Below are 24,525 nucleotides of genomic sequence, written 5' to 3'. Positions count from 1 at the left end.
TAAAACCCAACGCAAGCAAGATGTGAATCGTCAAAGCTAGTTAGGGATTGATTTTCTGAGGTTTTTGGCAGAAAAATACACGATATTACCAAAAATATAAATTTTTGTAAAAATAGACAATTCCGTAGCTTATGATACAGAATTTAGCTATACTAATAGATGAACGAACAGAAAATAATAATACATTCACTACAGTAACCCGGAGGACTATAGTTATGTCTATCGCCGAAAAATCTCGTGCGTTAATGGTGCGTCAACATCAGCAAGTCAAGAACCGTCAGCAATCAATGCTAATGCGTGCTGCACAAGAACTTGGTCTACACGAAGAACTAGCCCACTACTGGAACCCCACTCAAGGGAAGATAGAACCTACTATGCGGATGATTTATGGGCGTAGCAACGCCACCATGAGCTAGTAGTCTGTCAAAAAATAATTGAAGGGCGAGAATTGTTTATAGTTAGCGCTTTAGCGCTAACTATAAACCGATCAAACCAACAACAACTCAGTAAAGAAAGCCACCCTAGATAGAGGGTGGCTAAACTTATGTTCTTAGATTTAGATACGGCTGTTAATTAAGCATCGTAATAGAGGTTAAACTCATAGGGATGAGGACGTAGTTGCAACTGCTTAACTTCGTTAGCCAGCTTGTAGTCAATCCAATTTTCAATGAAGTCTTCCGTAAACACGCCGGATTCTGTCAAGAAAGTGTGATCATTTTCCAGTGCTTCCAATGCCAGTTCCAGAGAACCTGGAGTTGAAGGAACTTTCGCCAGTTCTTCTGGTGAAAGTTCATAGATATTTTTATCTAAGGGTTCACCAGGGTGGATTTTGTTCTTGATGCCATCGATACCAGCACAAAGCATGGCAGCAAATGCTAAGTAGGGGTTAGAAGTAGCATCTGGACAACGGAATTCCAAACGTTTGGCTTTGGGGTTACTGCCAGATAGAGGAATACGGATAGAAGCAGAACGGTTCCCTTGGGAGTAAGCTAAGTTAACAGGAGCTTCATAACCAGGTACTAGGCGCTTGTATGAGTTGGTGCTGGGGTTGGTAATTGCCAACAGCGCTGGTGCGTGTTTGAGAAGACCACCAATGTAGTACAACGCCATGTCGCTCAAATCAGCATACTTATCACCTGCAAACAGAGGTTTGCCATCTTTCCAGATGGACTGGTGACAGTGCATACCAGAACCGTTATCACCAAAAATCGGTTTTGGCATGAAAGTGACGGTTTTGCCGTATTTTTTAGCAACGTTCTTGATGACATATTTATAAATCATCAACCAGTCAGCTGCTTCAATTAACTTCCCAAAGCGGAAACCGAGTTCGCACTGACCACCAGTAGCAACTTCGTGGTGATGCTTTTCAATAGGTACGCCGCATTTTGCCATTGTCAACAGCATTTCTGTACGGATATCTTGGAAAGAATCCGTCGGCGCAACTGGGAAGTAACCTTCTTTGAAACGTGGTTTGTAAGCTAGGTTGGGGCTTTCTTCTTTACCAGAGTTCCAAGCACCTTCTACAGAATCTAAGAAGTAGTAGCCTTCGTTGGCTGTTTGTGCAAATCGGGCACTGTCAAAGATAAAGAACTCAGCTTCAGGGCCAAAGAAAGCTGTGTCACCAATACCAGTTGAGACTAGGTAATCTATTGCTTTTTGGGCAATAACGCGTGGGCAGCGGTTGTACCATTCCCCCGTACGGGGTTCCTTGATGCTACAAGTTATACTTAGCGTTGGTACTTCCATGAACGGATCGATCCAGGCGGTATTCGGATCGAGTACCATCGTCATGTCCGATTCGTTGATCGCTTTCCAACCCCGAATACTGGAGCCATCGAAAGGTACACCATCACTGAATGAACTTTCATCGATTTGGTTGTAGTACACTGTAAGGTGCTGCCAAGTCCCTACCGTATCAATGAATTTTAGATCAATCAGTTGAATTTCCTGGTCTTGGATCAACTTTAATACTTCTTGTGGGGTTGTCATTGTTACTCCTTCTTTAGCCAATTACTGAAAGTAAACCTAGAATCTTCAAAGTATCCTAACCCTGTTGAGCTGAACCAAGTTATGACACATCTGGAAATATCCTCCTGAAATATCCTAGAGATAGGAGATTGCATGATTTTGTAGTTTTTGTTACAGATCATCTGGTTTACAGGTTAGATTAACCTTTCCTAACTGTCTGCACAAAACTGTAAAGTTCATCTCAATAGGGGTCAACTTTGGCATAGAATCCTTAAGTAGCGGATGGATTGTTTTTGTGCCGAATCTATATTTAAATAGCACAAATTTTTGTTGATGCATAAAAGCAGACAAATAAATATCAAACCATAGATAGCAATGATTGGGAGAAAAGAGAATGCGCGATGCAGTGACAAGCTTAATTAAGAATTATGACGTAGCTGGACGGTATTTTGACCGGAATGCGATCGACAGCCTTAAATCTTATTTTGATAGTGGTACAGCACGAGTACAAGCGGCGGCAGCGATCAATTCTAATGCAGCGGGACTTGTTAAGCAGACTGGTTTGAAGTTGTTTGAAGAGTTGCCAGAATTGATTCGCCCTGGTGGAAATGCCTACACCACTCGTCGTTATGCGGCTTGTCTGCGGGATATGGACTATTACCTCCGCTATGCTACTTATGCGCTGGTTGCTGGTAACACAAATGTGTTGGATGAGCGAGTGCTGCAAGGGTTACGGGAAACTTACAATTCTTTAGGAGTACCTATTGGGCCGACGGTTCGTGGTATCCAGATTATGAAGGATTTAGTTAAAGAACAAGTAGCAACAGCAGGTGTGGCTAGTGCAGCTTTTGTAGATGAGCCATTTGACCACATAACTCGTGAGTTGAGCGAACAGGATATCTAGTCATCCAAGGATAAGGATAAAATATAGCGATCGCATTTTTGTCTGTGTTGGGAAAAGAGCGATCGCTTTTTTATGAACCTTACCAGGCTTTGAAAAGGGCTTTATTTAAGTTTTCGCCGCCAGATGGTAAAATCGCGCCTCTGCAAAATAATAATATTGCTACATTAAAGCTGTGTTTTTGGAGCTATCTTTCGACTAATGCCAGCCAGAGATATCTATCATGCGGCAGTTATTAAAGCACTTACAGCAGATGGTTGGACAATAACCAACGATCCCTTATACCTCGCTTATGGGGGTAGAGAACTTTACGTAGATATTGGAGCAAAAAGAGTTACCATTACTGCTGAGAGGGATAATCAAAAAATAGCTGTTGAAATCAAAAGTTTTCTGAGTCCTTCTCCCGTGAGTGACCTCCAGGAAGCTGTAGGACAGTATGAAATTTATCGCAGCGTGCTTAAAGAAGTAGAACCAAAACGCCAACTTTATTTAGCAGTTCCCAAGCGAGTCTATGAAGGTATATTTTCCGAACGCTTTGGTCAGCTAATTCTTAATAGCATAGGAATAAACCTAATTGTCTTTGACGAGCAACTAGAGAGGATTATCAAATGGATAAGCTAGCTCGGTATCGTGAAATTATTCGTCAGTTGATATTTGAATATGCTACTCACAAACCAGCTAACGGTCAAATAGAGCCAGAACCAGTCATTGACTCGGAGCGAGACCACTACGAAGTGTTACATATCGGTTGGGATGGAGTACGCCGTGTACACGGTTCGGTGGTACATATAGATATTATTAATGATAAAGTGTGGATTCAATATGATGGTACTTCTGTTCCAGTAGCAGAGGCATTATTAGGAGCGGGTATTTTGCGCGAAGATATTGTCTTGGGTTTCCATCCCGCTGAACTACGGCAATACACGGATTTTGCTGTATCTTAATTATCTTTAGTTGTGTATTCTCTAAGAAGAAAGAAGCAAGAAGTTAGGCGATTTGCGGCGGGCTGCACCAACGCAAATCGCAGTGTATACTTTCTCAAAATTATCTACGAGAATATCTAGAATTATGGGATTATAAGGTTTGCTGCTACTGGGTAGTGAAGAATAGAAGCCGCAGCTAATGCAATATCTGCTCAGGCTCTTGGAGCAGTGTGAGAAGAAACAAGCTTTGGGAGATGCAAAAAATGAAAAACTCCACCCACAAGGAGATGGAGTTTTTGGTAATGGGGAATGGGGCCTAGGAAAGAAGCTACAAATGCCCAATGCCCATTAGAGCAGGCATTTTTATAACTAACAACTAAGGTTTATGGGATAACTATGTCGGTAGTCTGCTACTCTAAGAAATTTGGACGGGGAACAGTCAGACCATTCCGCCCAACAGCTGGTATTTCCAATAGCGCATCTGTCGCAGTAGGAGTCCCATTAGTATTGCCACTGGCTGTCACTGACAATTGATTGCCGGGATGTCCATTGGGGACAAACAGTTGCGGATGGTCAAAGGGTGCTTGATCAAGGAGGACTCGTTGATCAGTGAGTCCGGTTCTTAAGAAAGTCACTAAATCAGCTTTTTTAGCATCGCTTAAGTTCAATGGTGTTACACCAGTTGGTGCATTAGGTCTAGTGTCGTCACCTCGACCACGACTGTAAAAGTCTACTACTTGCTCCAGGGTTGCCATTCCACCATTATGCATGTATGGAGCAGTCAAGCCGATGTTACGGAGGGCAGGTGCTTTGAATCTTGATGTAGTGAAGTCTCCAGCACCTGGGTCTTCTGAGGCAGGTCTAACACCGTAGTTAGCAAAGAAGCCGTTAGTTGCATTAATGAGCGGATTAGTAGCATCAGTTGAAGCTACTCCTTCGGTTCTTCTCACCGAAGCTCTAGTGAATTCTGGAATCGTATGGCAAGTGTTACAACCACCACCACCATTAGTTGCAGGAATTGCGGGCGTGCCGTTTGAAGCAGTGACAAACACAGTCAGACCACTTTTTTCCTGCTCGGTGAGAGCATTGACATCTCCCGCCTGGAATTTGTCAAAAGGTGTCTGGTCAGATACAAGAGTAGAGATATACTTTTGCATTGCTAACCCAGAGAATAAGGAGAAGTTCCAATCCCTGAGGGAAAACTGATTTGCAGCTAAAGTCTGTCCTTCCTCACTGTCATTACCATTAGAATTTCTGGGAATGACTGTTGGTGCTCCATTACTGTCAACTTCAATGATTGCCCTTGACCTCCACCATTGCGGCTTAAAGGCTTGCCGAATCAGTCTATCATAGGATGCGATCGCCAGACCTGGTCTAGGGAATCGACTGTCAGCTCCTAAAACACTGTCTTGCTGATGTACGACTTGTTTACCTAATGGTCTAAGGCTTTTAATACTCTGACCTCTTCTTCGGAAAAACTTAGTACCGACTTCAGGTAAAGTACGACCACTAGCAGATACCTCAGATGGACTCAATTGTGGTTCGGTTACTAAGGAAGCTAGAGAAGAATTGTTCAACGAAACGGAAACTGGAGTTAGTTGGTTTCGTCCTGTAGCTATGAAAACTCTAGCATTAGAATCTACTACACCTTTAGCATTCACTCCATTGAAGGTTTCCTTAGCGCGACCATCCCAAAACTGGAGTTTGTTGAAGATTGCATTAATTACCGTTGGAGTATTACGCGGCTGAACTTGACGCACATTAATTCCATTGACTTGAAAGCCGTTTGGATCTGCTATGGATGTCACATTATCCACTGCTTGACCTGGAACAACGTTATTCAAAACACTGTTAAATACACCTTGGGATGAGGCAACATCGTTAGTGTCAAAAAGAACTGTACTGTTTCGATCGTTAGGATCTGCCAGTTTGTGAAATGGAAAATCTGCCGCCGTCAGTTGATAGTTAGGAGCACTAACTACTTTTTTGTCACCTACTTGGAAAGTTATATCTTTCAACGATGCCAGAAGACCAGGACTGATTTGATTCTTAGATCTATTATCTGCTCCCGCATGAAAGTGACAACTAGCGCAGGATTGAACGCCATCACTACCAAGTTGCATATCCCAGAATAAGGATTTTCCCAGCTTGAGTAGGGCTGTTTCATTTTGAACAAAGTCTGTGAGATTGCTTGGTTGAGCCACCGCAGCTAGCAGTGGCGGCTGCGCTGGGGTTGGGTCTCCAGGCGTAGGTGCGGGAAGGCTTGTGATGTTGTTTAGAGGAGCCGGATTAGGAGCCGGGGACAGTGTTACTTGTGCAGATACTAAACCTCCACTAGCGATCGCCATAGCAACGATCACAAAAACTGCCACAAAGCGTGAAGATCTTTTTGGAACTGGCCTTAGCCCGAATCTGATGCACAAAAAAGTTGTCAAAAACGCAATCAGTACAATTGCTGGGACAAAATTTGCTATTTTCATTTACGGAATAAAATAATACATAGCAATATTACACTGTATAGTCGATTTTTATACTAAAAAAAATATTCAAATTTAGGTTAAGTTCTGCTAGAAGAAATATCAAGCAGGACTTAGCATCAGATTATTGCTACTTTTAATCTTGAATACGCAAATATTGACAGAGATACGCATTCTGTTTCGTAACTAGTGCTTTGATGCTGGGTCTGTTTAATAGGATGCCAGACGTAGTGAGATATTACGTTAGCAAAACAAATGTACTGGGTATCGATTGAAAGTTCATTTATGGACTACCCAACAGAACTTACGCACACTCTACGAATTCTTCTCTACCAGACCAAGGCGTTGGCGGAGCCTCCAGTAGAGAAAGCAGTTCGATCAATTGAGCCTTGGGAGCAATTTTTGCGTCAGCCCTGTTCCAGATCTCGGCTTCTAGCAGTGGGGAGTTTTCAATTTCCAAGCTTCCCGGATGGTTTGTTTTCTTCATTGAAAACAGAATTTGCATAAATGGCCAGTTGCGATCGATTTTTGAGATTGAGACGGCTGAGAATACTGGTTACATGAGTTTTTACGGTTCCTTCGGTAATGTAAAGTTGTTGGGCGATTTCGCGGTTAGTTGCGCCAACGCCTATCAAACGTAAAACTTCTTGTTCTCGTGCGGTGATTTCCGATGGCTTTGATGAGGCGGAGTCTTGGCTAGTCGTAGCTGATGTAGCTTTGGTAGCCAACAATTTATCAAATAACCCAGGCCCAAACTGAGTATAGCCATAATGCCCAAAGCGGATCGCATCTGCTAGCTCACGTGAGGGCATATCCTTGAGCAAATATCCTTTTGCGCCTGCCCGCATTGCTCCTGTAAGATAAGAGTCATCATCAAATGTGCTCAAGACGAGAACTTTAACATTGGGAAAGTTTTGCACAATCAGTTTTGTCGCGGTTCTTCCATCCATTTCGGGCATCCGAATATCCATTAGCACCACATCAGGCTGGAGTGCGGCCACAAGCTCTAAAGCAACCTTGCCATTCTCGGCATCACCGACCACGTGCAAATCAGGCTCCTGTTCTAATATTGCTTTAAGTCCCTGACGAATGAGGCTCTGGTCGTCAACGATTAATAGGCGAATTGGAGAAGATTCATCATTTTTCATCGGGGCTACCTCATATAAATTCGTTAGGATTCCTATTTGATTTTTGAAAAAACTGCGTACACCTCTAACTCCCTTTTTTCCTGTTCCCTATTACCTATTCTCCATTCGGTGTCTCTACGAGTCAGTTCACGAATCAAATGGGATTACTATATATATCAATTACAAATTACAAATTACCAATTCCGAATTCCGAATGGAATTATTTCACGGTTCACGATTGGGAGTTCTATAAACAAGCACAATAAGAATTAGTGACGATCGCAGCCGGAGTGCGATCGCACACATTTAGGCGAGTTTAGAGGATGTTTGAAAAGTATTAGGCGAATAGAATTCGCTACTACACAAACGAACGCGAACAGCGTTCGCAGAGAAGTCCACCTCCGTGGACTATGAAAATCAAGGGTTTTGATTGTGTAGCCGCGACTTCCAGTCGCCCGGTGAGTAATAAATTAGACTTTTCAAACAACCTCTTAGACTTTAAAAAGGATTATAGAGTAAATAAAAATATAGCCCGTTCTCTTTCCATGTTCCTCCATTCGAGTCAACAGATATTAAAGGAATGCCCCAGTCAAGACGAGCAGTGAGGCGATCGCCTTGTCTCCAGCGCAACCCCAGACCAACGGAAGCTAAAGTATTAGGACTGGGATTGTCTCTACTCGAACTATTCCAGGCGACACCGAAATCAGCAAAAGGGATGACTTGTAATGTGCTATCTATTTGGGGTAAGCGGAGTACCGGGATTTGCACTTCAGCAGAAGCAAAAGTGCCATTATCTGTCAGCAAGAAATCTTGACGATAGCCACGAACATTATCCTGACCACTTAAGCCAAATTGCTCTAAAGGCAGAAGCGATGTGGATGCTAGTTGCGTATTTAAACGGAGTAACAGTAAGGTTTCAGGGGCTAAAAGACGTGCCCACTGCGCTTGACCTTGCCAAGCCAAAAAACGGCTATCGGGACGATCTGAATTAATTGTGGCATCTAACGCACCGATGCCCAAGTTGAATTGAGAGCGGAGGGCAATAACTTCACGGCTGTTGCGACTCGTCCATTCTTGAAAAAATCGCAACGCAGATACCCTGGTACGTCCCTTTTCATCCGCTCCTGGCGAGAGTTCATTAAGGGAAGATTTACCTTGAAACCGCAAAGAAGATATTTCACTTTCCCGTCGGGAGGCTGTTAAACCAAGTACTAATTCTTGTGTGGGAGTTTGAATGACTGGCTGACGGAATGTCAATTCGTAGTAGCGGGAAGCTGATTCGATATTGAGCTTATTGAAAGGACGTTCAATGACATCGCTCGATATAGTGCCATAGTTGAAAATGAGTGTCCCGTTGTTGGGATTGAGAGGCAATGTATAGCTGGTTTCAAATGAGTTGCTACCATCGGTATTAGCGTAGGTTAGATTCAGACCATCTCCCAGTCCGAGTAAGTTGGCTTCACCCAGTTGGATTCGCCGCCGGAAGCTTCCTACGGCTGGCGATCGCCCATTATCAAGTACTATTTGGGTACTGAAGGTTTCTGCTTCCTTAATCTTCACTTCTAGCACACTTGTACCAACACGTGACCCTGCTGATAGTTCAGCAGACAAGTTTTGAATCAGAGGATTGAGTTGCAAAAGTTGCAGTGTTTCTAAGAGTCGCTGTCGATTCAAAGGTGGTTTTGTAGCTATTGCTATACGGCTACGGACATAATTGGAATTTAGCCGCCGATTACCAGTTACCTGGATTTCGTCCAATTTACCTTCGACCACCTGAATTTTGATGACACCGGACTGAATTGTTTGAGGTGGTATATAAGCACCAGAAGTAATGTAACCGTTGTTAATGTATAGTTCAGTAATTTTAGAACGGGCTTGATACAGTTGGGCCAGTGATATCGGTCGTTTGGTAAATTCAGCAGTAGCTTTAGCTAAGTCTTCTGGACTAAAGACTGTACTACCAAAAACTTCAAACCGATCAACAGTAATAGTTAGAGGAATTTTACTAGGAAGTGATTCGTCAGGTGTGAGAGTTGGAGCAGAGGGTGGAAGTAGTTCTGCTGGTGGAGGAAGTGGCTGTGGTAGTTGAGGCGAGGGAAGTGGAGAAGGCGAAGGCGGTTGAATATCCTGTGGCGGTGGGAGTTGTTGAGATGGTATGGAATCATTCGGTAGTTGCGCGTTATCAATAACCTGCGCTTCTAGAGGTCTAGAATTCATGCCGCTAAACAACATAAATATACTCAGCTGCAACCAGGACACTGCAAGCTTTTTCAGGTGTTTATCGATCATGATATTGAGTTAGGTGTTGCAGGGATATTATCTGTGCTAATCAAGACTCTAACCGTGCCGCTGCATTTTCTCAGTACCCTCAAATATGCCTGGTGTTTCAGATCACCAATTAGTTTGAGAATTACTACCTTCGCCATATATTAATGAGAATTTGATTTTTGTTATATCAAATAAACAATACCAAATAGTGAAAGTTATTTTACTTTATATTTTGCACCAAGTGACTAGGATAATATTGGTAGCAAAGTTATCAATAATGTTAATCCACCGAAATAAGGCGGTCAATTGGGAGCTTCGCGTTTTCATAACGAAGAGCAAAGGCGGCGCAATAAGTTTTAACTACTATGCTCTTTGAGCCTTTCAACTGTAATGAGGGTGATTGATGTAAGCTTGAATAATTGCAGAGCTAATTTTCCCAATTGTCTCATAAAAATAATCATGAGTCCAAAGTGCAAGCAACTTCAATGATTCTGTAAACCTTGCCACAGAAACTGAGAAAAAAGCCGCTTCAAAGCTTTGGTAATTTTATTGATGGCAACTATTGGTTATACTCATACCGAGAGAAGCTAACTCTTAATATTGAGTTCCTTCGACGGATTAGAACAACTTGACATGACCCTACACTATATAGTTATAGAGAAGAAGTTAAGGGAGTAAGAGTTACAAACTAATACAGTTTATATAAAACCTAATTACTCCTAACTTCTTTTACTATTTAATGTTATGGATTGTCACTGTGATACAAATCTAAAATCCCACTGCGAACAATCAGTTTTGGCCAAACTAACACAAAAAATACCATCCAAGCCAATACAGGAATGGAGATAAGAGTTGTTAGCCAGATTACTTTAAATAGTAACCAGCTACCAATAATCAGCGTGACGCCTGTAAGAATTATAGACCAGGGCTGACACCACCAAGGTTTATAGTTCCAAGGACTTACCGACTTTTGTTTAGACATTGGTTTTATTTGGAAAAGCTGTAAATTTTTGTTGAACAAGTTTTAGCATAAATACAAAACAGTAGAATGCATAGACGCAGAAATGTTGAATGTTGATATAAAATTTTGTAATCCATGTATTTCCCTGGATTTTAGCCTTCTGCTACTGCCCAAATCATCACCAAATCCACTTCTGACCTGTTCATTAAGTGAACAATAAAGTTGTTCGTGTCCATCACATTTTTTTACTTTTATTCTGTTAATTATTAACTTATCTCTAACAAACTGAATAACAATAAATATTAGCATTTTTACATTCATACTCAATAGCAATATCTACTATATTATAGTCTATTTATTATGAGTAAATGACTACTAATAAGCGCTTTAGTCATAGCATACAGATTTCATTAACAGAAGTACTGAGCTATTTGTCTAGCATGTTGGTTCACTGATAGTAACTTGATGAATACGATCAATGCTTAGTCTTTCATGCTACGCTGCTCATAGTTCCCTAGTTCAATACGTACTGTATACAAAGGAGCTAATATCTGTAGACGACTCGCGGATTTGTTGAAATTTGTTGGACAAATCAATCCAATTGGCGATCGCTAAATTATAACGGTAATTCCCGCCACCCTTATTCAAAGCAGTTGCACAAACTAGTACAGCTTGGCGTAAGTTAACCGCAGGGCGGCCGCATCATGTCAATAAGCAATACATATTCTCAATAGAGTTTAAAATAATGTCATTAATTCTTGTTTATTGCGAAAAATTTAGGCGTAGGCGTAGCCCGTCGTAGATATCGCTTTGGGGCTTAAAAAATAATCAAACGCGAAAGGAAAGATTTTTTCGTTGGTTCTTAACTTTCATTGTGATCAAGAGTAATTTAGATGCGTTTGCCCTGGTCTATACACTTGTCGTCTACTTTGAAGTTAAACAGTGTAAAATTAGTTTGTCTTGTAGCTAAATAAATGCTGTTATTAAAATCAAATCACGTTTGTTTTACTACAACAAATATCAATAAACCAATTACCTAAATTAGGGAAAACTTATCAACACAAGTAATACCGCTTTCTAATTCTCTTATCCCTTTCCTAATAGGATCTCGATTCCATCCTAATTCTGATTCTGCAAGCCTTTGCCCTCCTAAACCTAAGCCCTGAAATGTCGAAGCCATAAATTTACGCTTTGCTGCACCAAATAATTGAGATGCAGTTTCAATCAACAACTTGTTGAGAGAATCAGTTAATACTATAGCCATCAGTTACCACACTCAAAAACAAGCGTCATTATTCAAATTACTACAAAATGGGGATGAAAGGGCTGCCCCTTCATCCCCATTTAAAATAATTATCATTATTGTTAAGGGAATAGTTTATTTTCTGGAAGTTCCATTAATCTTTCCCTTTCTTTGTCTGTGATTTGACTTGGGGTGTTACTAACTAGTGAGGTTTGGTTCTTGTTCTACGGATAGAGATCGCTGCTGCTGTTTTTGATTCCTTCTGATAGCCGCAGAAACTGACCCCGTTCTTAATTGGAGTATGTGCTGAGTCAGCTCGGATTGAGTTAGTAAATGCAATATGGCTGGAGTACAACAAGGACAAAACAATGGTTCAAGGAGAAGCATGACTATTACTGCCTCAGATTTGTATATTGAGTTAAGCATTCATGGTGCACTAACGACACCAGTATGTGTGACGAACTAAGTCAGGGGACTCTTGTCAATCTTCTCGTTTTTCATGATGAGTTTAAAAGCTAAAACCCCACTATTCAACCGAATGGATCGCCAAAGTGTCGCAAATCTCATTGATCCATTGCGCTTTGGAATGGCACAAGCTATTCTCATCAGAGAAAATCTCCCTCTACGTATATCATCCTTTATGAAGGGCAAGCACCTTTACTAGGGTATCCTCACGCTGGGATTGCACCACAAACATTAGAAAAACTCACTCTCGGTGCTATCGTTGGTGCCACAAGCGCTATTACAGGTGTTATTAGTACCATTCAATTGAGAGGTAGTAGTTGCACCGACTGCCATTACTCGAGACCATTCACTGACGCGGTTGTTATCTAAGACGGCTCGCACTCGATAACCAAGCTGAATTTTATGCATTAACAAGATTAAATCACGGTTGAGTAATCCTTGTGATTTTTGGTTTTCATTAGATGCAGCTTGTATACGAAAGCAGCGATCGCCTTGTCGTTTCAACTTGGGAGACTTGCCTTCGGTAAGCACCGTTTGCAGTTCGTATGCTTTAGCTTCAGGATATGCTTGCCAGCAAAGTTGCCAGTAAGTTGACCAGCGAATTAAGTCTGATGGTAATTCCTCGACTTCATCCGACAATGTAGAGACAAGTCCGGTGACTGAAGGCTGTACAACTTGAGGCTGATTTGAGGTGATTTCAGCAGCTATAGATGAACTGTCATCAACACCTAGTATCAATCCGAATATCAAAGTGAACAGCACAATCAATCGTAGGCATTGTAATTGCACCGACAATATTTTCCGATTCATCATGATGCAAAATTCAGTTGCTTACCACTCCACAGGTAAAATCAGGTTGCCGTTGTCTGCATAGATTGTTCGAGAACGGATATGCGTTCTGGGAGCTACTGTAGAGTTGAAGACTGCGCTTCTTTGCCCAATTGCTGATCTGTTGCCAATGCTGGCGCGGAATATAACAGAGTTCGGCCCTAACCCTACTGCATCACCTACGCTAGTTTCAGGGCCATTAGCAACACCATTGACAACCTGCCTACCGCCATGAACTAGAGCGCGAGGCCCATAACCAATACCATTACCAAGAGTCAAACTAGTGGTTTCTAATGCGTGAAACACAACATCGTTTGCCATACCGCCAATTCGTCCAACATTAAAAGGTTCACCCTCATCAGCACGCAGCGAAATTCTATTAGCTAGTTTGTTGTTGAGCGTTGCTAAAGAATCTTGGAAAGTAAGATTACCGATAATGCGGTTACGATAGTTCGGATCACGAGTTGGACTTCCACCTATCTGCGGCAGACCTCCAGAGTTAAAGAAGGTGACAGGAGCATAATTAATTCCTGTTACGTTGGTCAAGTCTGCTCTGGCTAAATCTGTGTAACCTTTGGCAAATGCTTCATTGACTTCAATAATGCCTCCCATTAATGCAACGTCTGCTTGTGTCAAGTTTGCCACCTTCCCCAAACTGCCGCTAGTAGCTTGTTGATTAGTTGTGACGTTTTTACCAGGCAAGACAACTTTACCAGCGGGTAAGGTAACACCAGGGCCAACTCGCGCCAGAAAGTTGACTACTGTGTTTCTTTGTATAATTGCACCGTCTATTTCACAATTGAAGGCGAGAAAAGTCTCTGGAACAGTGTTGCTAAACTGAGTATTGGTAACTGTGTCGGTAAAAGGCCCTGTGGAACCTTGAGTACCAATTTTAGCTGCACCTTTGACAACGGCCATGTGTGCCATAATGACACGCTCGCCAATCTGCACTCCCGTTCCTGAAGCTGTGATTTTCACTTGGTCTTGAGCATTAGAATCTGCTGCAATACTAATAGGAGCATTAGTAGCATCTAACTTAGCAAATGGAGCGACGTAGACTTTTTTGCCCAAGGTAATATTTGTGGGATTGATGATTGTTGCTTTTGGGTCAATAAAACTAGCTGACTCGGAAGGTGCGGTACTTGGGCATACAGGTAGGTTTCCCACAGTTGGATTACAGATTCCTCCAGCAGCTACTGCGGGTTGTATATATATCTGTGTGCTGATGGCAAACGCTAGGATAATTGCAGTTAAAGCACTAAAAATTGTGCGAGGTTTGAACATAGGAAAAAAAGTCCTCACGGGTTATGGAATATTTGACTATGGGATAATCTGCGTTAATGAATGAGAGATTTATTCAGGCGATGTCTAGCAACAAGACGCAGAGCGTCTACGCAGGCTGAGAAATTACCAAAAATTACACTGTAACAGCCTCTATTGAGACTCCTTTTAGGTATGAGACCAAGAATTAACCGCCCCAAAAACCTGCCAACTTGAAGAATATTTGTAAGACAACTGATAACAAAAAGCCTAAAAGCGGCACTGAAATTGTCGTTGTTGCTCCAGCAACCGCATCATTGTAGACAGTCTCCCAAGCATCTGGCCCAGTTGTGGACTGTCCATATACTTTAGTACTCACAGCTAACGTTAAGCTAAGTACACTTAAACCAGCTAGTATTACGCGACGTTTCAACATTATTCCTTGTTACCTAATAGTTGGCCAAGTTTATTGGGTAATGTAAACCAAAAAGTTACAGGACACGCTTAAACTTTTCGGTTTACCTGACCTAATAACTTTCAAGTTTAATTTCATGAACTGTTAATTGCTGCATCCAGCAACTAACAGTTTATTGTAACCCTATTTACTGCTTAATACTAGAGTTTTAGATATTGATAAAATTTATGTAAATCATACAAATGATATTAAATTTATAATGGAAAGCTGTATTCAAAGGATAATAATTTACTAAGAAAATTCATCTATCTTAAGGAATAAGATTAGATTAATTGCTGCTACTAAAAGATAATCAGTATAGGTAAAAAATTAAGGTATCTCCTCAATATTTCGGGAAAAAAGTTATTCAGTCACCCATGAGCAACCAAAAGGATTGAGAACAGATTTTTCGCGAATAATAGACCCCAAAGATGGAATATTTCCCAGATGAGAAATGCGATCGCACATATAAGGGACTTCCAGAAAATAAACTATTCCCTTAACAAGAATCAATACCGTTGCCAAAATAAGAGCATCAAGAGGTAGAGCGTTTCGTAGTAGAGTTATTGTCTCTCACAACGACAACTCAAACACTACAAGCAGCCCATGCCTGATATCTTATCACTCCTGCAATGCCTGCTACCGCAGATCAACGCGACAACGATGCGACAATTTAACCAAATAATCCTGGCGATGTTAGCGATGAGCGGGCGAGTCACGATGTTGGGAATCTCGCGATGGGCAGGGGTTGGTGGTAGTTATCGGACGATATTGAGATTCTTCCAGACAGTAATACCTTGGGCAACGTTGTTTTGGCTATTTTTCCGCAAGCATTTGTTCGGTGCGAATGAGGTGTATTTGCTGGCAGGAGATGAAGTTGTAGTGAGTAAATCAGGTAAAAAAACTTATGGATTGGATAGATTCTTTTCCAGCCTAGTAAGTAGACCTATATTAGGACTATCTTTCTTTACATTATCATTAGTAAGTGTTGAACAAAGGCACTCGTTTCCAATCCAGGTAGAACAGGTAATCAAGAGCGATGTAGAAAACAGGGCGGCCGCATCATGTCAATAAACAAAGTCTATTCTCAATAGACTTAAAAATAATATCATTAGCTCTTGCTTATTGCGAAAAATTTAGGCGTAGGCGTAGCCCGTCGTAGACATCGCTTTGGGGCTTTAAAAATAATCAAACGCGAAAGGAAAGATTTTTTCGTTGGTTCTTAATATCGGTCGTGATCAAGAGTACTTTAGATGCGTTTGCCCTGATGTAGAAAAAGGTAGCCCGTCACCAAACCGAGAAATAAAACCTCAAGAAAAACGTCAGCGTGGACGACCAAAAGGAAGTAAAAACAAGAATAAAACGGAGGTAACATTAACATCTGAATTACTTCGGATTCAGAAAATGATTAATTCGCTTTTCCAGTTACTAGGTAATTTTATTCCCCTTACCTACTTAGTACTAGATAGTCACTTTGGAAACAAGAATGCTTTACAGATGGCTCGGCAAGTAAACTTGCACATAATTTCCAAACTCCGCCATGATTCGGCATTATATATACCTTATCAAACCCCTGACCCCAGTTGTCGTTCTCGTCGTAAATACGGTGATAAAGTTGACTACCATAACATACCGCAGAAGTACTTGTGTAAAAGTAGCATTGAGGATGAGATCCAAATTATTCTCGATAATGCTAGTTTCCATAAAAGGAAAGATATTTTAGCTAACATTAAGTCAGAAATGCCAAATATTGTCGCTCCAACTGTGTAGATACGCAGAGGCGATGTCTCATGACTCGCCTCTCCCTGAAATTTAAACTACAACTTCTTCGCGTTTACAATCAAAAACAACCATGAAAGAAGTATTTGGTTTTTCTTGGCGTAGGTGCTGCATATAACCATCTGCATCAGAACGACTGCGGAACCGGGCGACAATCTCCCGTTGTGTGTCAGGAAGTAAACGAGCGATCGCCCAAGAATTAAGACGCTCTTTGTAAGCGATCGCCTGAGTTTCTGATTGGGAAGCTTTGTTATCCGTATTTTCTGGCATGATTATATTATCCGTATGAAGTTTAGTAGAGGGCGTTAATTAGTTTCTAGGTAGGAATGCACTAACGCTTTTTATTTAATGATGCTGCCACCTTGTTATTCGATTATTTATAAATTGTCAACACTTAGGGCTAATTCTTAGACTAACTAAGTTAGAAATCTCAGTCAGCTATCAACCTGAAAGCCTTAATTGGCAACTGGTACAATGAAAAAAAGCACACATCTGGAGGGATGACAAATATTTCGTCTGTGCCATTTGGATAAATAAACATCATTAAAGTTAGTCTCCGTGAGAAGAAAATCAACTAAGTCTCAAATAATATACGTATCTCTCACAGTAACTTGGAAGCAGTGCAAGATGAATTTAGCACTGCGGGAGATTAAAGGAAATATCGGCGATCGTTGCCAATGTGTCAAGTGCTAATCTGACTCTTTACTGTTGATACTCTCATAAATACTCGATAGTAATTTTTCAAACACAACTGCTTTAAATTCTTCACTATTCATCACTTGCATAAAGATTTTTTCATTACCATCCATGCGTTCGATAAATAGGTTTTCCAGATGCTTTTCTAGAACCGGAGCAAAGTTTTCTTTCGTATTAACTTGAGCCGCTTGTTTGATGGAGTCATTAGCGATGTCTACGACGGGCTGCGCCTACGCAGTTTCGGTGATTTGCTCGAAAAAGAGTTGGTCGGCTGGAGTGAAGCTAGTACCAAAACGTTCATTAAGGGAGTCAATCAGCTGGGATAAGGGGACTTCTTTATCTAACTGGCGTGTTCCGACTGCGATCGCACCTTTTAATGGTTCTGCTTTACCTGCGGTTAAATCAATTTTCCCTTCACTAATTTTTTCCAGGCGATAAAATTTTAGTTCTATATCCCCAGATAAATCAATTTTTGGAGCTTGGGTACTACGGGGTAATTTCTTTAGTAAGAAACGTCCATAAGCATAAAGTTTTTCGAGTTCAGAATCTTGATAAGGAATAATCTGGGCAAGGAATAGGTAAAGGTTGCGAAAGCTGGTAATTTGGCTTCTAAATAGTTCTTTATCTGTGTCTTGCAAGGCTCTATAATTTTCAATAACGAGGTCTAGTAATATATTTAATTTTTTGTGTTCGCCTCCAGTTAGAGAAGTTTTCGGACGAAACCAAATTTCACACCACTGGTTTACATCGTCTTGGCTAAAAAGTTGCCATTTATAAAGCTGGTAAGACAGATCATTTAATTGTTGCGGATCTGCGGTTTCTCCAATGGGGGTTTCTTCGTAGTAGGTTTTAAAGGCTTGGTAGATGTCTTCGGGTTTATTGACAAAATCTAAAACGAAAGTATCTTCTTTACCTATGGTGGTACGGTTGAGGCGGGATAGGGTCTGAACGGCTTGAACTCCATCAAGTCGTTTATCAACAAACATAGTATGGAGCAATGGTTGATCAAATCCGGTTTGAAATTTGTTGGCGACAAGCAATACTTGATAGGCATCGCTGGCAAATTTATCAGGAATTTCTGAAGTTTTGATCCCGCCATTCATGTTGACTTCAGTAAATGTTTCTTCGGGGAACTCATCAAGGTTAATAGAACTGGAGAAAGCAACAAGAGATTTAATATTGCTATAGTTTTTTTCTTTAATATATTTATCGAAGGCGAGTTTGTATTTAATGGCGTGTTCACGGGAAGAGGTAACAATCATTGCTTTGGCTTGACCCCCAATTTTGTGACGGGTATGATTGCGGAAATGTTCGACGATGATTTCTACTTTTTGGGCGATGTTGTGGGGATGAAGTTCGAGAAATTGAGCGATCGCCTTGGCTGCTTGGCGACGGGGTAAGTCGGGATTATTTTCAGATGTGCGGACGAGTTCGTAATAGCGATCGTAGCAGGTGTAATTGGCTAAAACGTCTTTAATGTAGCCTTCTTCGATGGCTTGACGCATGGTGTATAGATGAAAGGGGGCTTCGCCGTTCTCTCCAGGTTCATCGAATACCAGTTGGGTTTTGTGTTTTGGGGTGGCGGTAAAGGCGAAATAGCTGAGGTTTGGTTGTTTGGTGCGGGTGAGTTGTTCTTTTAGTAGTTGTTTTTTGGCTTCGTCACTGAGGTTATCTTCCTCTAGTTCATCTTCCAGGAGTTGGGCGGCGATCGCAGATTCAATACCATCTTTATTCAGGATTTTGCGGAGTTCGGCGGCGGTTTCTCCGGTTTGGGAGCCGTGGGCTTCATCAACGATGACGGCAAAGCGTTTATCTTTGGTGATAATGTCTATGGCTTTGCCTTTTTTGGCTAAAGTCTCGATGGCTTTAGTAATGAAGGGGAATTTCTGAATTGTAGAAATGATGATCGGTACACCGTCGCTGAGGGCTGTAACCAGTTGTTGGGTGTTTTCGTCAATTTTCTGAACAACTCCAGCTTTATGGTCAAATTGATAGATGGTGTTTTGCAGTTGTTGATCTAGTACGGTGCGATCGGTGATGACGACAACGGTATGAAAAATTTTTTCGTCTTGGTTGTCGTGGAGGTTAGCCAGGCGATGGGCTAACCAGGCGATCGAGTTTGATTTTCCCGATCCTGCCGAATGTTGAATGAGATAATTATGTCCGGCTTTGTGTTGTTTGGTGTGGGCGATGAGTTTACGAATCACATCAAGTTGATGGTAGCGGGGGAAAATCAGGGTTTCTTTTTTCTGGTAATTAACGCCAGTGGCGGTGGGAATTTTGCTTTCTTTAATTTCGATGTGGAGAAAACGGGTCAAGATATCCAAAAGGCTATCTTTTTGTAATACTTCTAGCCAAAAGTAACTGGTGCGATATTCTTCATTTTCTCCCACTGGGTTGCCTGCACCATGATGATTGCCTTTATTGAAGGGTAGGAAATGGGTATTTTCTCCAGCGAGTTTGGTAGTCATCCAAACTTCTTCGGTGTCTACGGCGAAATGTACTAAGCACCGTTGTTTAAAGGCAAATAGCGGATCTTTGGGATCTCTATCGTGTCTGTATTGGTGGATGGCGTTTTGGTATGTTTGCCCGGTGAGGGGGTTTTTGAGTTCGATAGTAGCGATGGGTAAACCGTTGATGCTGAGGAGAATATCGGGAATACGTCCAGTTTTGATGCTGACTTGGCGGGTGATAGTGAGGCGATTTTTCTCGTAGAGTGCCAAAGTTTCAGGGTTCATACCTGTATTCGGCTGGAAGTAGGCGACTCGCAGGGTTTTACCATAGCATTTGAAGCCATTGCGGAGGACATCGAGCATTCCTCGGCTTTTGAGTTCTTTGGTGAGACTATCTATAATGATTTTCTGGGCATCGCTGGTGTTGGCTAGGCGTTGCCATTGTTGGGGTTGGGTGGTTTGGATAAATTTGATGATTTCCGTGGGGAAAAGGGCTGTATCTAAGTCGTAGTGGGCTGCGTTCCCTTGGTGATAGCCACTGAGTTGCAGGAGTTCCCGTTCGATGATGACCTCAAATTTGTCTTCCGTGTGCATGACGTGTTAAGTATAAACATGATTAAATACAAAACTTAATTAATCTGTGTTAATTCTTCGGGAATAGATAACGTTTGAATATTGCCTTGTTGAATGAGTTTAACGTGATATTCGGTAGTCATTGTAATTATCCTAAATGTAATTTATCAGTTCATTTGAGTTAGGGAATGGAAGCTTATTAGACATCGATTTCACCTTGACCAATATTAAATATCTAGATCAGTTTTGTTGGTCTAGCCACTTGATGAAGTCTTCTAAAGATTGAAAATCAAAAATCGCATCCGCTAGGTTTTCTAATTGTTCTGAAGATAAACCATTAACACGATTTTCCCAGGCAGAATCAATATTATTGAAACGCCGTTTTAGTTGTCTTTTAATAATTTTTTGTTCTCCTTGTTCAATTCCTTGTTCAATTCCTTGCTCAATTCCTTGTTCAATTCCTTGCTCAATTCCTTGCTCAATTCCTTTTTCCATCAAACTGGTGACAATTTCCATGATTTGTTCCTCTTCAACTAAGTTGGCTTGTTTTAGTTCGGTATCAAGTTCTTGTTCTTCCGTGGCGTTTAATCTGAGATAGATGTCAATGAAACCGGAAATTAATTCTATTTTAGCAGGATTTAATTTTAGGGTGACTAGCATTCTTAAGCATTCTAGTTTCACTCGGACTCTTTCTTCTGGTTGAAAGTCCATTTTTGCCATTAATGCGGCTGCTAGGGGATTTGGTTGATTTAAAAAGTTGCGCCAGTTGAGGTTATTTAGTTGAATAGCAAAGTAATTAAATTCGAGAATTTTTCTTTTAGGAAAGTTAACGGTATATTGGCTTTTTTCAGGTCTTTTTGGTTCGTCGTAGGAGAAGATAACTATAGGAAAGATTGGCATTAAATATTTAGCATCTAAACGAGCGAAGTAATGAAACATCCGCCGTTCAAATTCTTTTTGATTATATGCCTGATTTTCTAGATGAATCAGAAAATAACTGTCTTCTCCTCTCCATTTTACTTGGGCTAATAAATCTATTTTTCTTTTGTCTCCAGATGTGACATCAGTAAATATTTCCTCTGGTAAAAAGATGAGGCTGTCTTTTGTTATATAGTCTAATACTTCTGGTAAAAATAGCTCTATAAATTCCCAAAAGAAGGTTTGGATTAATTCTTTAAAGAGTCTATCGTGATCTATCATTTTTAATCAAGTTTGAGCCAGTTTTCTAATTTTAAATTTGGTATACGAGAAAATTCACGAACATTATTTGTAACTACAGTTAAATTCAGATTTAGTGCATGGGCGGCAATTAATAAATCATTACTACTTATGGGCGTTCCTTGACTTTCTAAATAAGTACGAATTTTTGCGTAATGATAATCTACATTGGGTGTTAATGATAATATAGTAATCATATCGAAAGTGAGAGAAATGCGCTCTTTCAATTTAAGTGAGTTCTTTTTTTCTGCGCCAAATTGGAGTTCACAAGCAACAATGATACTTGTGCAAATTTTTTCTTCTCCAACTTCTTGAATTTTAGAAAAAATTTTACCTCTTGGATGCCTAATAAAGTCCGATAGTATATTGGTATGGAGTAAGTAAGAGTGATACATTTTAAAGTTCTATGTCATCTAATGGTAATAGTCCTTCGTCAACGTCGGGAAAATCTTCGTCAATATCATCAAGGTTGGCGAATACTTCGAGGAGTGATTTTTTCTTGTAGGGTTCTATGATAAGTTTTCCGTCTTCTTGTCGGATGATAACTTCTGAGGTTGATAGTGTTAACTCTTCGGGAATAGATAAGGTTTGAATATTGCCTTGTTGAATGAGTTTAACGCGATATTCGGTAGTCATTATAATTATCCTAAATGTAATTTATCAGTTCATTTGGCGATCGCAATACTATTTTGCATGATGGTGAGGGGTTCACCTGTTTTTTGTGCTTGGTTAATTAGGTTTTGAACGGTTTCGGGGAGTTCTGCAAGGGTAATTTGTGTCATACGTGGTTTCTGGGGTTAGGGGATGGGGACTTGGCGCACATCTATTTTACCTGTGACGGCGTTGGTGATGAGGGCGATGCGATATTCTTTTAATAGTTCTATGGCTTCTTTGATATTGGTTTTTTGATGGTCAATTTGGGCTGTAATATTTGATATATGGTTTATAATTTCTTGTCTTTCTGATTTTGGTGGAAAAATAGCAGGAAAAAGTTTTATATTTGTTGATGATATTGATGCTAAATTTGTTGATTGCTTTGCCCTACTAAAGAAATAAAATTTCGCATAAGACGATGATGTTAATAAAGCAATCCATGAAGACATTCTTTTGTCATTTGGTCTGACTGAAAAAACATGATTTTGGTGTAAACAAGGATTAATTTCAGCCTTCCAAACAGCACCACGCCCTAACTTGTCATTATCTCCACCCTCATTCATTAAAATATCACCATCATGCAATGAGTAACGTTCTATTTCATTATGTAAAACTTCAATGTAAGAAATATGTGATATATCAATGTATCCATCTTGAACATTAGCTACTCTAAGATAAGGAAGCTCTAAAGTTTTTTCCTTATCTAATTTCCTTCCTTTGGCTACACCACCTCTTACTTGAGCTTTTCTTTTAAGGTGCATAACTTCCCAATGCTTCGGAATTTCGCCTAACCACTCAATACTAGAATCTTTCATCGGGACGTTTGGATCTAGTCCTTTGGTGACAGCGTGACTGATGAGAGCGGTGCGTTTTTCGTCGAGTTTTTGAATGAGGGTTTCTTTCTTTTTAATGAGGCCGTCTATTTGTTTGGTTTTATAGTCGAGAAAGCGGGCGATCGCCTCCTGCTCATCCAGTGGCGGAAGAGTAGTCCAAAACTCTTTAATTTTGTCTAAGTGTAAATTACTAACAGTATTCGATTTAGCACCAATATTAATTTGTGTTTCTGTAAGTTTCCCTAACAAATAATATTGTAAAAATTCAACGTTTAGTTTTTGTTTTCTAACCTTAATTAGACATAGACTAACAAAAATACTAAAATCAAAAGCCCAGTCAACAATTCTAGGAACTCCTATTGTTCCATTTTTAGAGTAAAGTAAATCTCCTTTCTCTGGTTTGCATCTTATAGATAATATATTGTGTTCCCCTTCGGGAATAAATTTAATATTGTTCATGTTAATAGAATTATTTTTCGCCCCAACAATATCAGTAACTCTTAAAAATGGTATTCCTTCATTAACATAAGTTGGAGTAAAATGTGCGCCATCAATAATTTGATTGGTTATATGTTTTAGTCGAACAGCTTTCCAATATTCAGGAATCTTCCCCAACCACTCAACCCCAGAATCATTGTATTTTTCATAACCTTGATACTTACCCATTATTCCCCTTTATTTCTCCTGCTAAAATTAAAATCCTGTCATATAAAGGAGGAGAAATCCAAAAAGTAGAGTCTTCAATCAGCTTATCCATCAAAGGTTTAACAGCAACAACAAAGCCCCTTGTCTTCCCTTCCAATAAAACCCCTAATAATCCCGTAATTCTAATTCCTAAACGTTGTACCTCAGCCCTTCCACGACGCTCATCAATTAATAATAAATCAGTCTTTGATTCCAATGCTAAAATAATAGCCTCTGACTCTCCATTATCTAATTTAGCTTGTTGTTTCAACTGAGCCACTCTATTTTATCAATCACAGTTTTAACCTCCAACAAAGGAGACATTTCTGCTAGTAATTGACTTAATATTGTAGGATGAAACTTTAATAACTCTCGATAAACTGCTTGAGGAATAATCACCCTTTTATAAAGTTTTTTTAGCAAACAAATATGTTCAATACTAATCAAATTAGTAATAACAGAAGTATCACTGATAATCACAATCTCCCTAACTCCCGCAAATTTTTTAAGTCAACCTCAAAATCCTCCAAATTATAATGATATAAAGGAATTTTACGGGCTTTAAGTAAATCTTGAAACGCATCACAATCCATTTCCGCCATTTTAGCTGCATAACCTAAAGTTAATCGTCCCGACTGAAACAAATGTAATGCAATCTCCTGCAAAAATTCTGTTGGTGTTAACTGCGAAGCGTCTAAAAATTCATCTGAAATTGTTAAAGCCATTGCTAAAATCTCCTAACTCTACATTTTTATTTTAT

General features: G+C 40.3%; 24 protein-coding genes and 3 pseudogenes. 8 read left to right on the top strand and 19 right to left on the bottom strand.

From position 1 onward, the window contains the following. Positions 1-215: 215 nt before the first annotated feature. Positions 216-416: a hypothetical protein gene (locus tag IQ246_RS10955; protein WP_194002849.1), complete on the top strand. Its 201-nt coding sequence runs from the start codon at positions 216-218 to the stop codon at positions 414-416. Between the two features lie 157 nt (positions 417-573). On the opposite strand, the gene glnA is transcribed toward IQ246_RS10955, so the two are convergent. Continuing rightward, entirely contained in the window at positions 574-1,989 is a 1,416-nt protein-coding gene (gene glnA, locus IQ246_RS10950; protein WP_194002847.1) for a type I glutamate--ammonia ligase, read from the bottom strand. Positions 1,990-2,362: 373 nt separating this feature from the next. Here glnA and apcB point away from each other — a divergent pair, with 373 nt between their 5' ends. From apcB to IQ246_RS10930, 4 genes are all read left to right on the top strand, one after another. Further along, positions 2,363-2,872 carry an allophycocyanin subunit beta gene (gene apcB / locus IQ246_RS10945; protein ID WP_194002845.1) on the top strand — a complete coding sequence of 170 codons (510 nt, stop codon included), beginning with the start codon at positions 2,363-2,365 and terminating at the stop codon, positions 2,870-2,872. A 198-nt stretch (positions 2,873-3,070) separates the two neighbouring features. Then, the gene (locus IQ246_RS10940) at positions 3,071-3,490 is read left to right on the top strand and encodes a XisH family protein (RefSeq protein WP_194002844.1); all 420 of its coding nucleotides are present in this window, start codon (positions 3,071-3,073) and stop codon (positions 3,488-3,490) included. Then, a complete protein-coding gene (locus tag IQ246_RS10935; RefSeq protein WP_194002842.1) occupies positions 3,478-3,813 on the top strand; it encodes a XisI protein in 336 nt (111 codons plus the stop codon). Before IQ246_RS10940 ends, IQ246_RS10935 begins: the two co-directional genes overlap by 13 nt. A 178-nt stretch (positions 3,814-3,991) precedes the next feature. Further along, complete coding sequence (locus IQ246_RS10930; RefSeq protein ID WP_194002840.1) at positions 3,992-4,144, top strand: hypothetical protein; 153 nt, start codon at positions 3,992-3,994, stop codon at positions 4,142-4,144. Positions 4,145-4,202: 58 nt separating this feature from the next. On the opposite strand, the gene IQ246_RS10925 is transcribed toward IQ246_RS10930, so the two are convergent. After that, complete coding sequence (locus IQ246_RS10925) at positions 4,203-6,164, bottom strand: cytochrome c peroxidase (protein ID WP_339379243.1); 1,962 nt, start codon at positions 6,162-6,164, stop codon at positions 4,203-4,205. 554 nt (positions 6,165-6,718) lie between these two features. Continuing rightward, positions 6,719-7,417, bottom strand: coding sequence for a response regulator transcription factor (locus IQ246_RS10920; RefSeq protein WP_194002838.1), 699 nt, complete (start codon positions 7,415-7,417; stop codon positions 6,719-6,721). 43 nt (positions 7,418-7,460) lie between these two features. Here IQ246_RS10920 and IQ246_RS10915 point away from each other — a divergent pair, with 43 nt between their 5' ends. Continuing rightward, positions 7,461-7,649 (top strand): hypothetical protein, encoded by a 189-nt coding sequence (locus IQ246_RS10915; protein WP_194002836.1) that lies wholly within the window; start codon positions 7,461-7,463, stop codon positions 7,647-7,649. A gap of 245 nt (positions 7,650-7,894) precedes the next feature. On the opposite strand, the gene IQ246_RS10910 is transcribed toward IQ246_RS10915, so the two are convergent. From IQ246_RS10910 to IQ246_RS10880, 7 genes and pseudogenes are all read right to left on the bottom strand, one after another. Beyond that, positions 7,895-9,685, bottom strand: a complete 1,791-nt coding sequence (locus IQ246_RS10910) for a ShlB/FhaC/HecB family hemolysin secretion/activation protein (RefSeq protein ID WP_194002834.1) — start codon at positions 9,683-9,685, stop codon at positions 7,895-7,897. 721 nt (positions 9,686-10,406) lie between these two features. Next, on the bottom strand, positions 10,407-10,646 hold the full coding sequence (locus tag IQ246_RS10905) for a DUF6737 family protein (protein ID WP_194002833.1): 240 nt from the start codon (positions 10,644-10,646) through the stop codon (positions 10,407-10,409). Between the two features lie 1,024 nt (positions 10,647-11,670). Beyond that, a pseudogene (locus IQ246_RS10900) lies at positions 11,671-11,889 on the bottom strand (ISAzo13 family transposase); the annotation flags it as partial. 675 nt (positions 11,890-12,564) lie between these two features. Further along, positions 12,565-13,146, bottom strand: a complete 582-nt coding sequence (locus tag IQ246_RS10895) for a hypothetical protein (RefSeq protein ID WP_244141988.1) — start codon at positions 13,144-13,146, stop codon at positions 12,565-12,567. An 18-nt stretch (positions 13,147-13,164) separates the two neighbouring features. Further along, on the bottom strand, positions 13,165-14,445 hold the full coding sequence (locus IQ246_RS10890; RefSeq protein ID WP_194002831.1) for an acetyltransferase: 1,281 nt from the start codon (positions 14,443-14,445) through the stop codon (positions 13,165-13,167). A 184-nt stretch (positions 14,446-14,629) separates the two neighbouring features. Beyond that, a complete protein-coding gene (locus IQ246_RS10885) occupies positions 14,630-14,857 on the bottom strand; it encodes a hypothetical protein (RefSeq protein WP_194002829.1) in 228 nt (75 codons plus the stop codon). Between the two features lie 381 nt (positions 14,858-15,238). Then, entirely contained in the window at positions 15,239-15,400 is a 162-nt protein-coding gene (locus IQ246_RS10880; protein WP_194002880.1) for a hypothetical protein, read from the bottom strand. An 81-nt stretch (positions 15,401-15,481) separates the two neighbouring features. On the opposite strand from IQ246_RS10880, the pseudogene IQ246_RS10875 reads away from it, so the two are divergent. Together IQ246_RS10875 and IQ246_RS10870 are read left to right on the top strand one after the other, a co-directional pair. Next, a pseudogene (locus IQ246_RS10875) lies at positions 15,482-15,937 on the top strand (transposase); the annotation flags it as partial. A 210-nt stretch (positions 15,938-16,147) separates the two neighbouring features. Beyond that, a pseudogene (locus tag IQ246_RS10870) lies at positions 16,148-16,630 on the top strand (transposase); the annotation flags it as partial. A 57-nt stretch (positions 16,631-16,687) separates the two neighbouring features. Here IQ246_RS10870 and IQ246_RS10865 read toward each other — a convergent pair. The 9 genes from IQ246_RS10865 to IQ246_RS10825 form a co-directional block, all read right to left on the bottom strand. Beyond that, positions 16,688-16,924 carry a hypothetical protein gene (locus IQ246_RS10865; protein WP_194002827.1) on the bottom strand — a complete coding sequence of 79 codons (237 nt, stop codon included), beginning with the start codon at positions 16,922-16,924 and terminating at the stop codon, positions 16,688-16,690. 656 nt (positions 16,925-17,580) lie between these two features. Further along, complete coding sequence (locus tag IQ246_RS10860; protein WP_244141987.1) at positions 17,581-20,397, bottom strand: type I restriction endonuclease subunit R; 2,817 nt, start codon at positions 20,395-20,397, stop codon at positions 17,581-17,583. 219 nt (positions 20,398-20,616) lie between these two features. Next, positions 20,617-21,576: a DUF4351 domain-containing protein gene (locus IQ246_RS10855; protein WP_194002825.1), complete on the bottom strand. Its 960-nt coding sequence runs from the start codon at positions 21,574-21,576 to the stop codon at positions 20,617-20,619. Between the two features lie 2 nt (positions 21,577-21,578). Next, complete coding sequence (locus IQ246_RS10850; protein ID WP_194002823.1) at positions 21,579-21,989, bottom strand: type II toxin-antitoxin system VapC family toxin; 411 nt, start codon at positions 21,987-21,989, stop codon at positions 21,579-21,581. A gap of 1 nt (position 21,990) precedes the next feature. Continuing rightward, positions 21,991-22,230, bottom strand: a complete 240-nt coding sequence (locus IQ246_RS10845) for an antitoxin (RefSeq protein ID WP_194002821.1) — start codon at positions 22,228-22,230, stop codon at positions 21,991-21,993. Between the two features lie 161 nt (positions 22,231-22,391). Next, entirely contained in the window at positions 22,392-23,750 is a 1,359-nt protein-coding gene (locus IQ246_RS10835; RefSeq protein ID WP_194002870.1) for a restriction endonuclease subunit S, read from the bottom strand. Continuing rightward, positions 23,740-24,045 (bottom strand): DUF3368 domain-containing protein, encoded by a 306-nt coding sequence (locus tag IQ246_RS30305; protein ID WP_339379242.1) that lies wholly within the window; start codon positions 24,043-24,045, stop codon positions 23,740-23,742. The genes IQ246_RS10835 and IQ246_RS30305 overlap by 11 nt, the downstream gene beginning before the upstream one ends. Continuing rightward, entirely contained in the window at positions 24,033-24,245 is a 213-nt protein-coding gene (locus tag IQ246_RS30300) for a hypothetical protein (RefSeq protein WP_244141986.1), read from the bottom strand. Before IQ246_RS30300 ends, IQ246_RS30305 begins: the two co-directional genes overlap by 13 nt. Further along, positions 24,242-24,490 (bottom strand): UPF0175 family protein, encoded by a 249-nt coding sequence (locus IQ246_RS10825; RefSeq protein ID WP_194002819.1) that lies wholly within the window; start codon positions 24,488-24,490, stop codon positions 24,242-24,244. The genes IQ246_RS30300 and IQ246_RS10825 overlap by 4 nt, the downstream gene beginning before the upstream one ends. Between the last annotated feature and the right edge of the window lie 35 nt (positions 24,491-24,525).

Source organism: aff. Roholtiella sp. LEGE 12411, assembly GCF_015206995.1.
GTDB lineage: Bacteria > Cyanobacteriota > Cyanobacteriia > Cyanobacteriales > Nostocaceae > Komarekiella.
The sequence above is the reverse complement of the archived record's forward strand: the minus strand, read 5'-3'. Positions and strand labels throughout refer to the sequence as shown.

What these genes read in the sequence shown, in the direction of transcription:
- IQ246_RS10955 (WP_194002849.1), top strand. Translation starts at nt 216, where the DNA reads ATGTCTATCGCCGAAAAATCTCGTGCGTTAATGGTGCGTCAACATCAG.
- glnA (WP_194002847.1), bottom strand. Translation starts at nt 1,989, where the DNA reads ATGACAACCCCACAAGAAGTATTAAAGTTGATCCAAGACCAGGAAATT.
- apcB (WP_194002845.1), top strand. Translation starts at nt 2,363, where the DNA reads ATGCGCGATGCAGTGACAAGCTTAATTAAGAATTATGACGTAGCTGGA.
- IQ246_RS10940 (WP_194002844.1), top strand. Translation starts at nt 3,071, where the DNA reads ATGCCAGCCAGAGATATCTATCATGCGGCAGTTATTAAAGCACTTACA.
- IQ246_RS10935 (WP_194002842.1), top strand. Translation starts at nt 3,478, where the DNA reads ATGGATAAGCTAGCTCGGTATCGTGAAATTATTCGTCAGTTGATATTT.
- IQ246_RS10930 (WP_194002840.1), top strand. Translation starts at nt 3,992, where the DNA reads ATGCAATATCTGCTCAGGCTCTTGGAGCAGTGTGAGAAGAAACAAGCT.
- IQ246_RS10920 (WP_194002838.1), bottom strand. Translation starts at nt 7,417, where the DNA reads ATGAAAAATGATGAATCTTCTCCAATTCGCCTATTAATCGTTGACGAC.
- IQ246_RS10910 (WP_194002834.1), bottom strand. Translation starts at nt 9,685, where the DNA reads ATGATCGATAAACACCTGAAAAAGCTTGCAGTGTCCTGGTTGCAGCTG.
- IQ246_RS10905 (WP_194002833.1), bottom strand. Translation starts at nt 10,646, where the DNA reads ATGTCTAAACAAAAGTCGGTAAGTCCTTGGAACTATAAACCTTGGTGG.
- IQ246_RS10895 (WP_244141988.1), bottom strand. Translation starts at nt 13,146, where the DNA reads ATGATGAATCGGAAAATATTGTCGGTGCAATTACAATGCCTACGATTG.
- IQ246_RS10890 (WP_194002831.1), bottom strand. Translation starts at nt 14,445, where the DNA reads ATGTTCAAACCTCGCACAATTTTTAGTGCTTTAACTGCAATTATCCTA.
- IQ246_RS10885 (WP_194002829.1), bottom strand. Translation starts at nt 14,857, where the DNA reads ATGTTGAAACGTCGCGTAATACTAGCTGGTTTAAGTGTACTTAGCTTA.
- IQ246_RS10865 (WP_194002827.1), bottom strand. Translation starts at nt 16,924, where the DNA reads ATGCCAGAAAATACGGATAACAAAGCTTCCCAATCAGAAACTCAGGCG.
- IQ246_RS10860 (WP_244141987.1), bottom strand. Translation starts at nt 20,397, where the DNA reads ATGCACACGGAAGACAAATTTGAGGTCATCATCGAACGGGAACTCCTG.
- IQ246_RS10855 (WP_194002825.1), bottom strand. Translation starts at nt 21,576, where the DNA reads ATGATAGATCACGATAGACTCTTTAAAGAATTAATCCAAACCTTCTTT.
- IQ246_RS10850 (WP_194002823.1), bottom strand. Translation starts at nt 21,989, where the DNA reads ATGTATCACTCTTACTTACTCCATACCAATATACTATCGGACTTTATT.
- IQ246_RS10845 (WP_194002821.1), bottom strand. Translation starts at nt 22,230, where the DNA reads ATGACTACCGAATATCGCGTTAAACTCATTCAACAAGGCAATATTCAA.
- IQ246_RS10825 (WP_194002819.1), bottom strand. Translation starts at nt 24,490, where the DNA reads ATGGCTTTAACAATTTCAGATGAATTTTTAGACGCTTCGCAGTTAACA.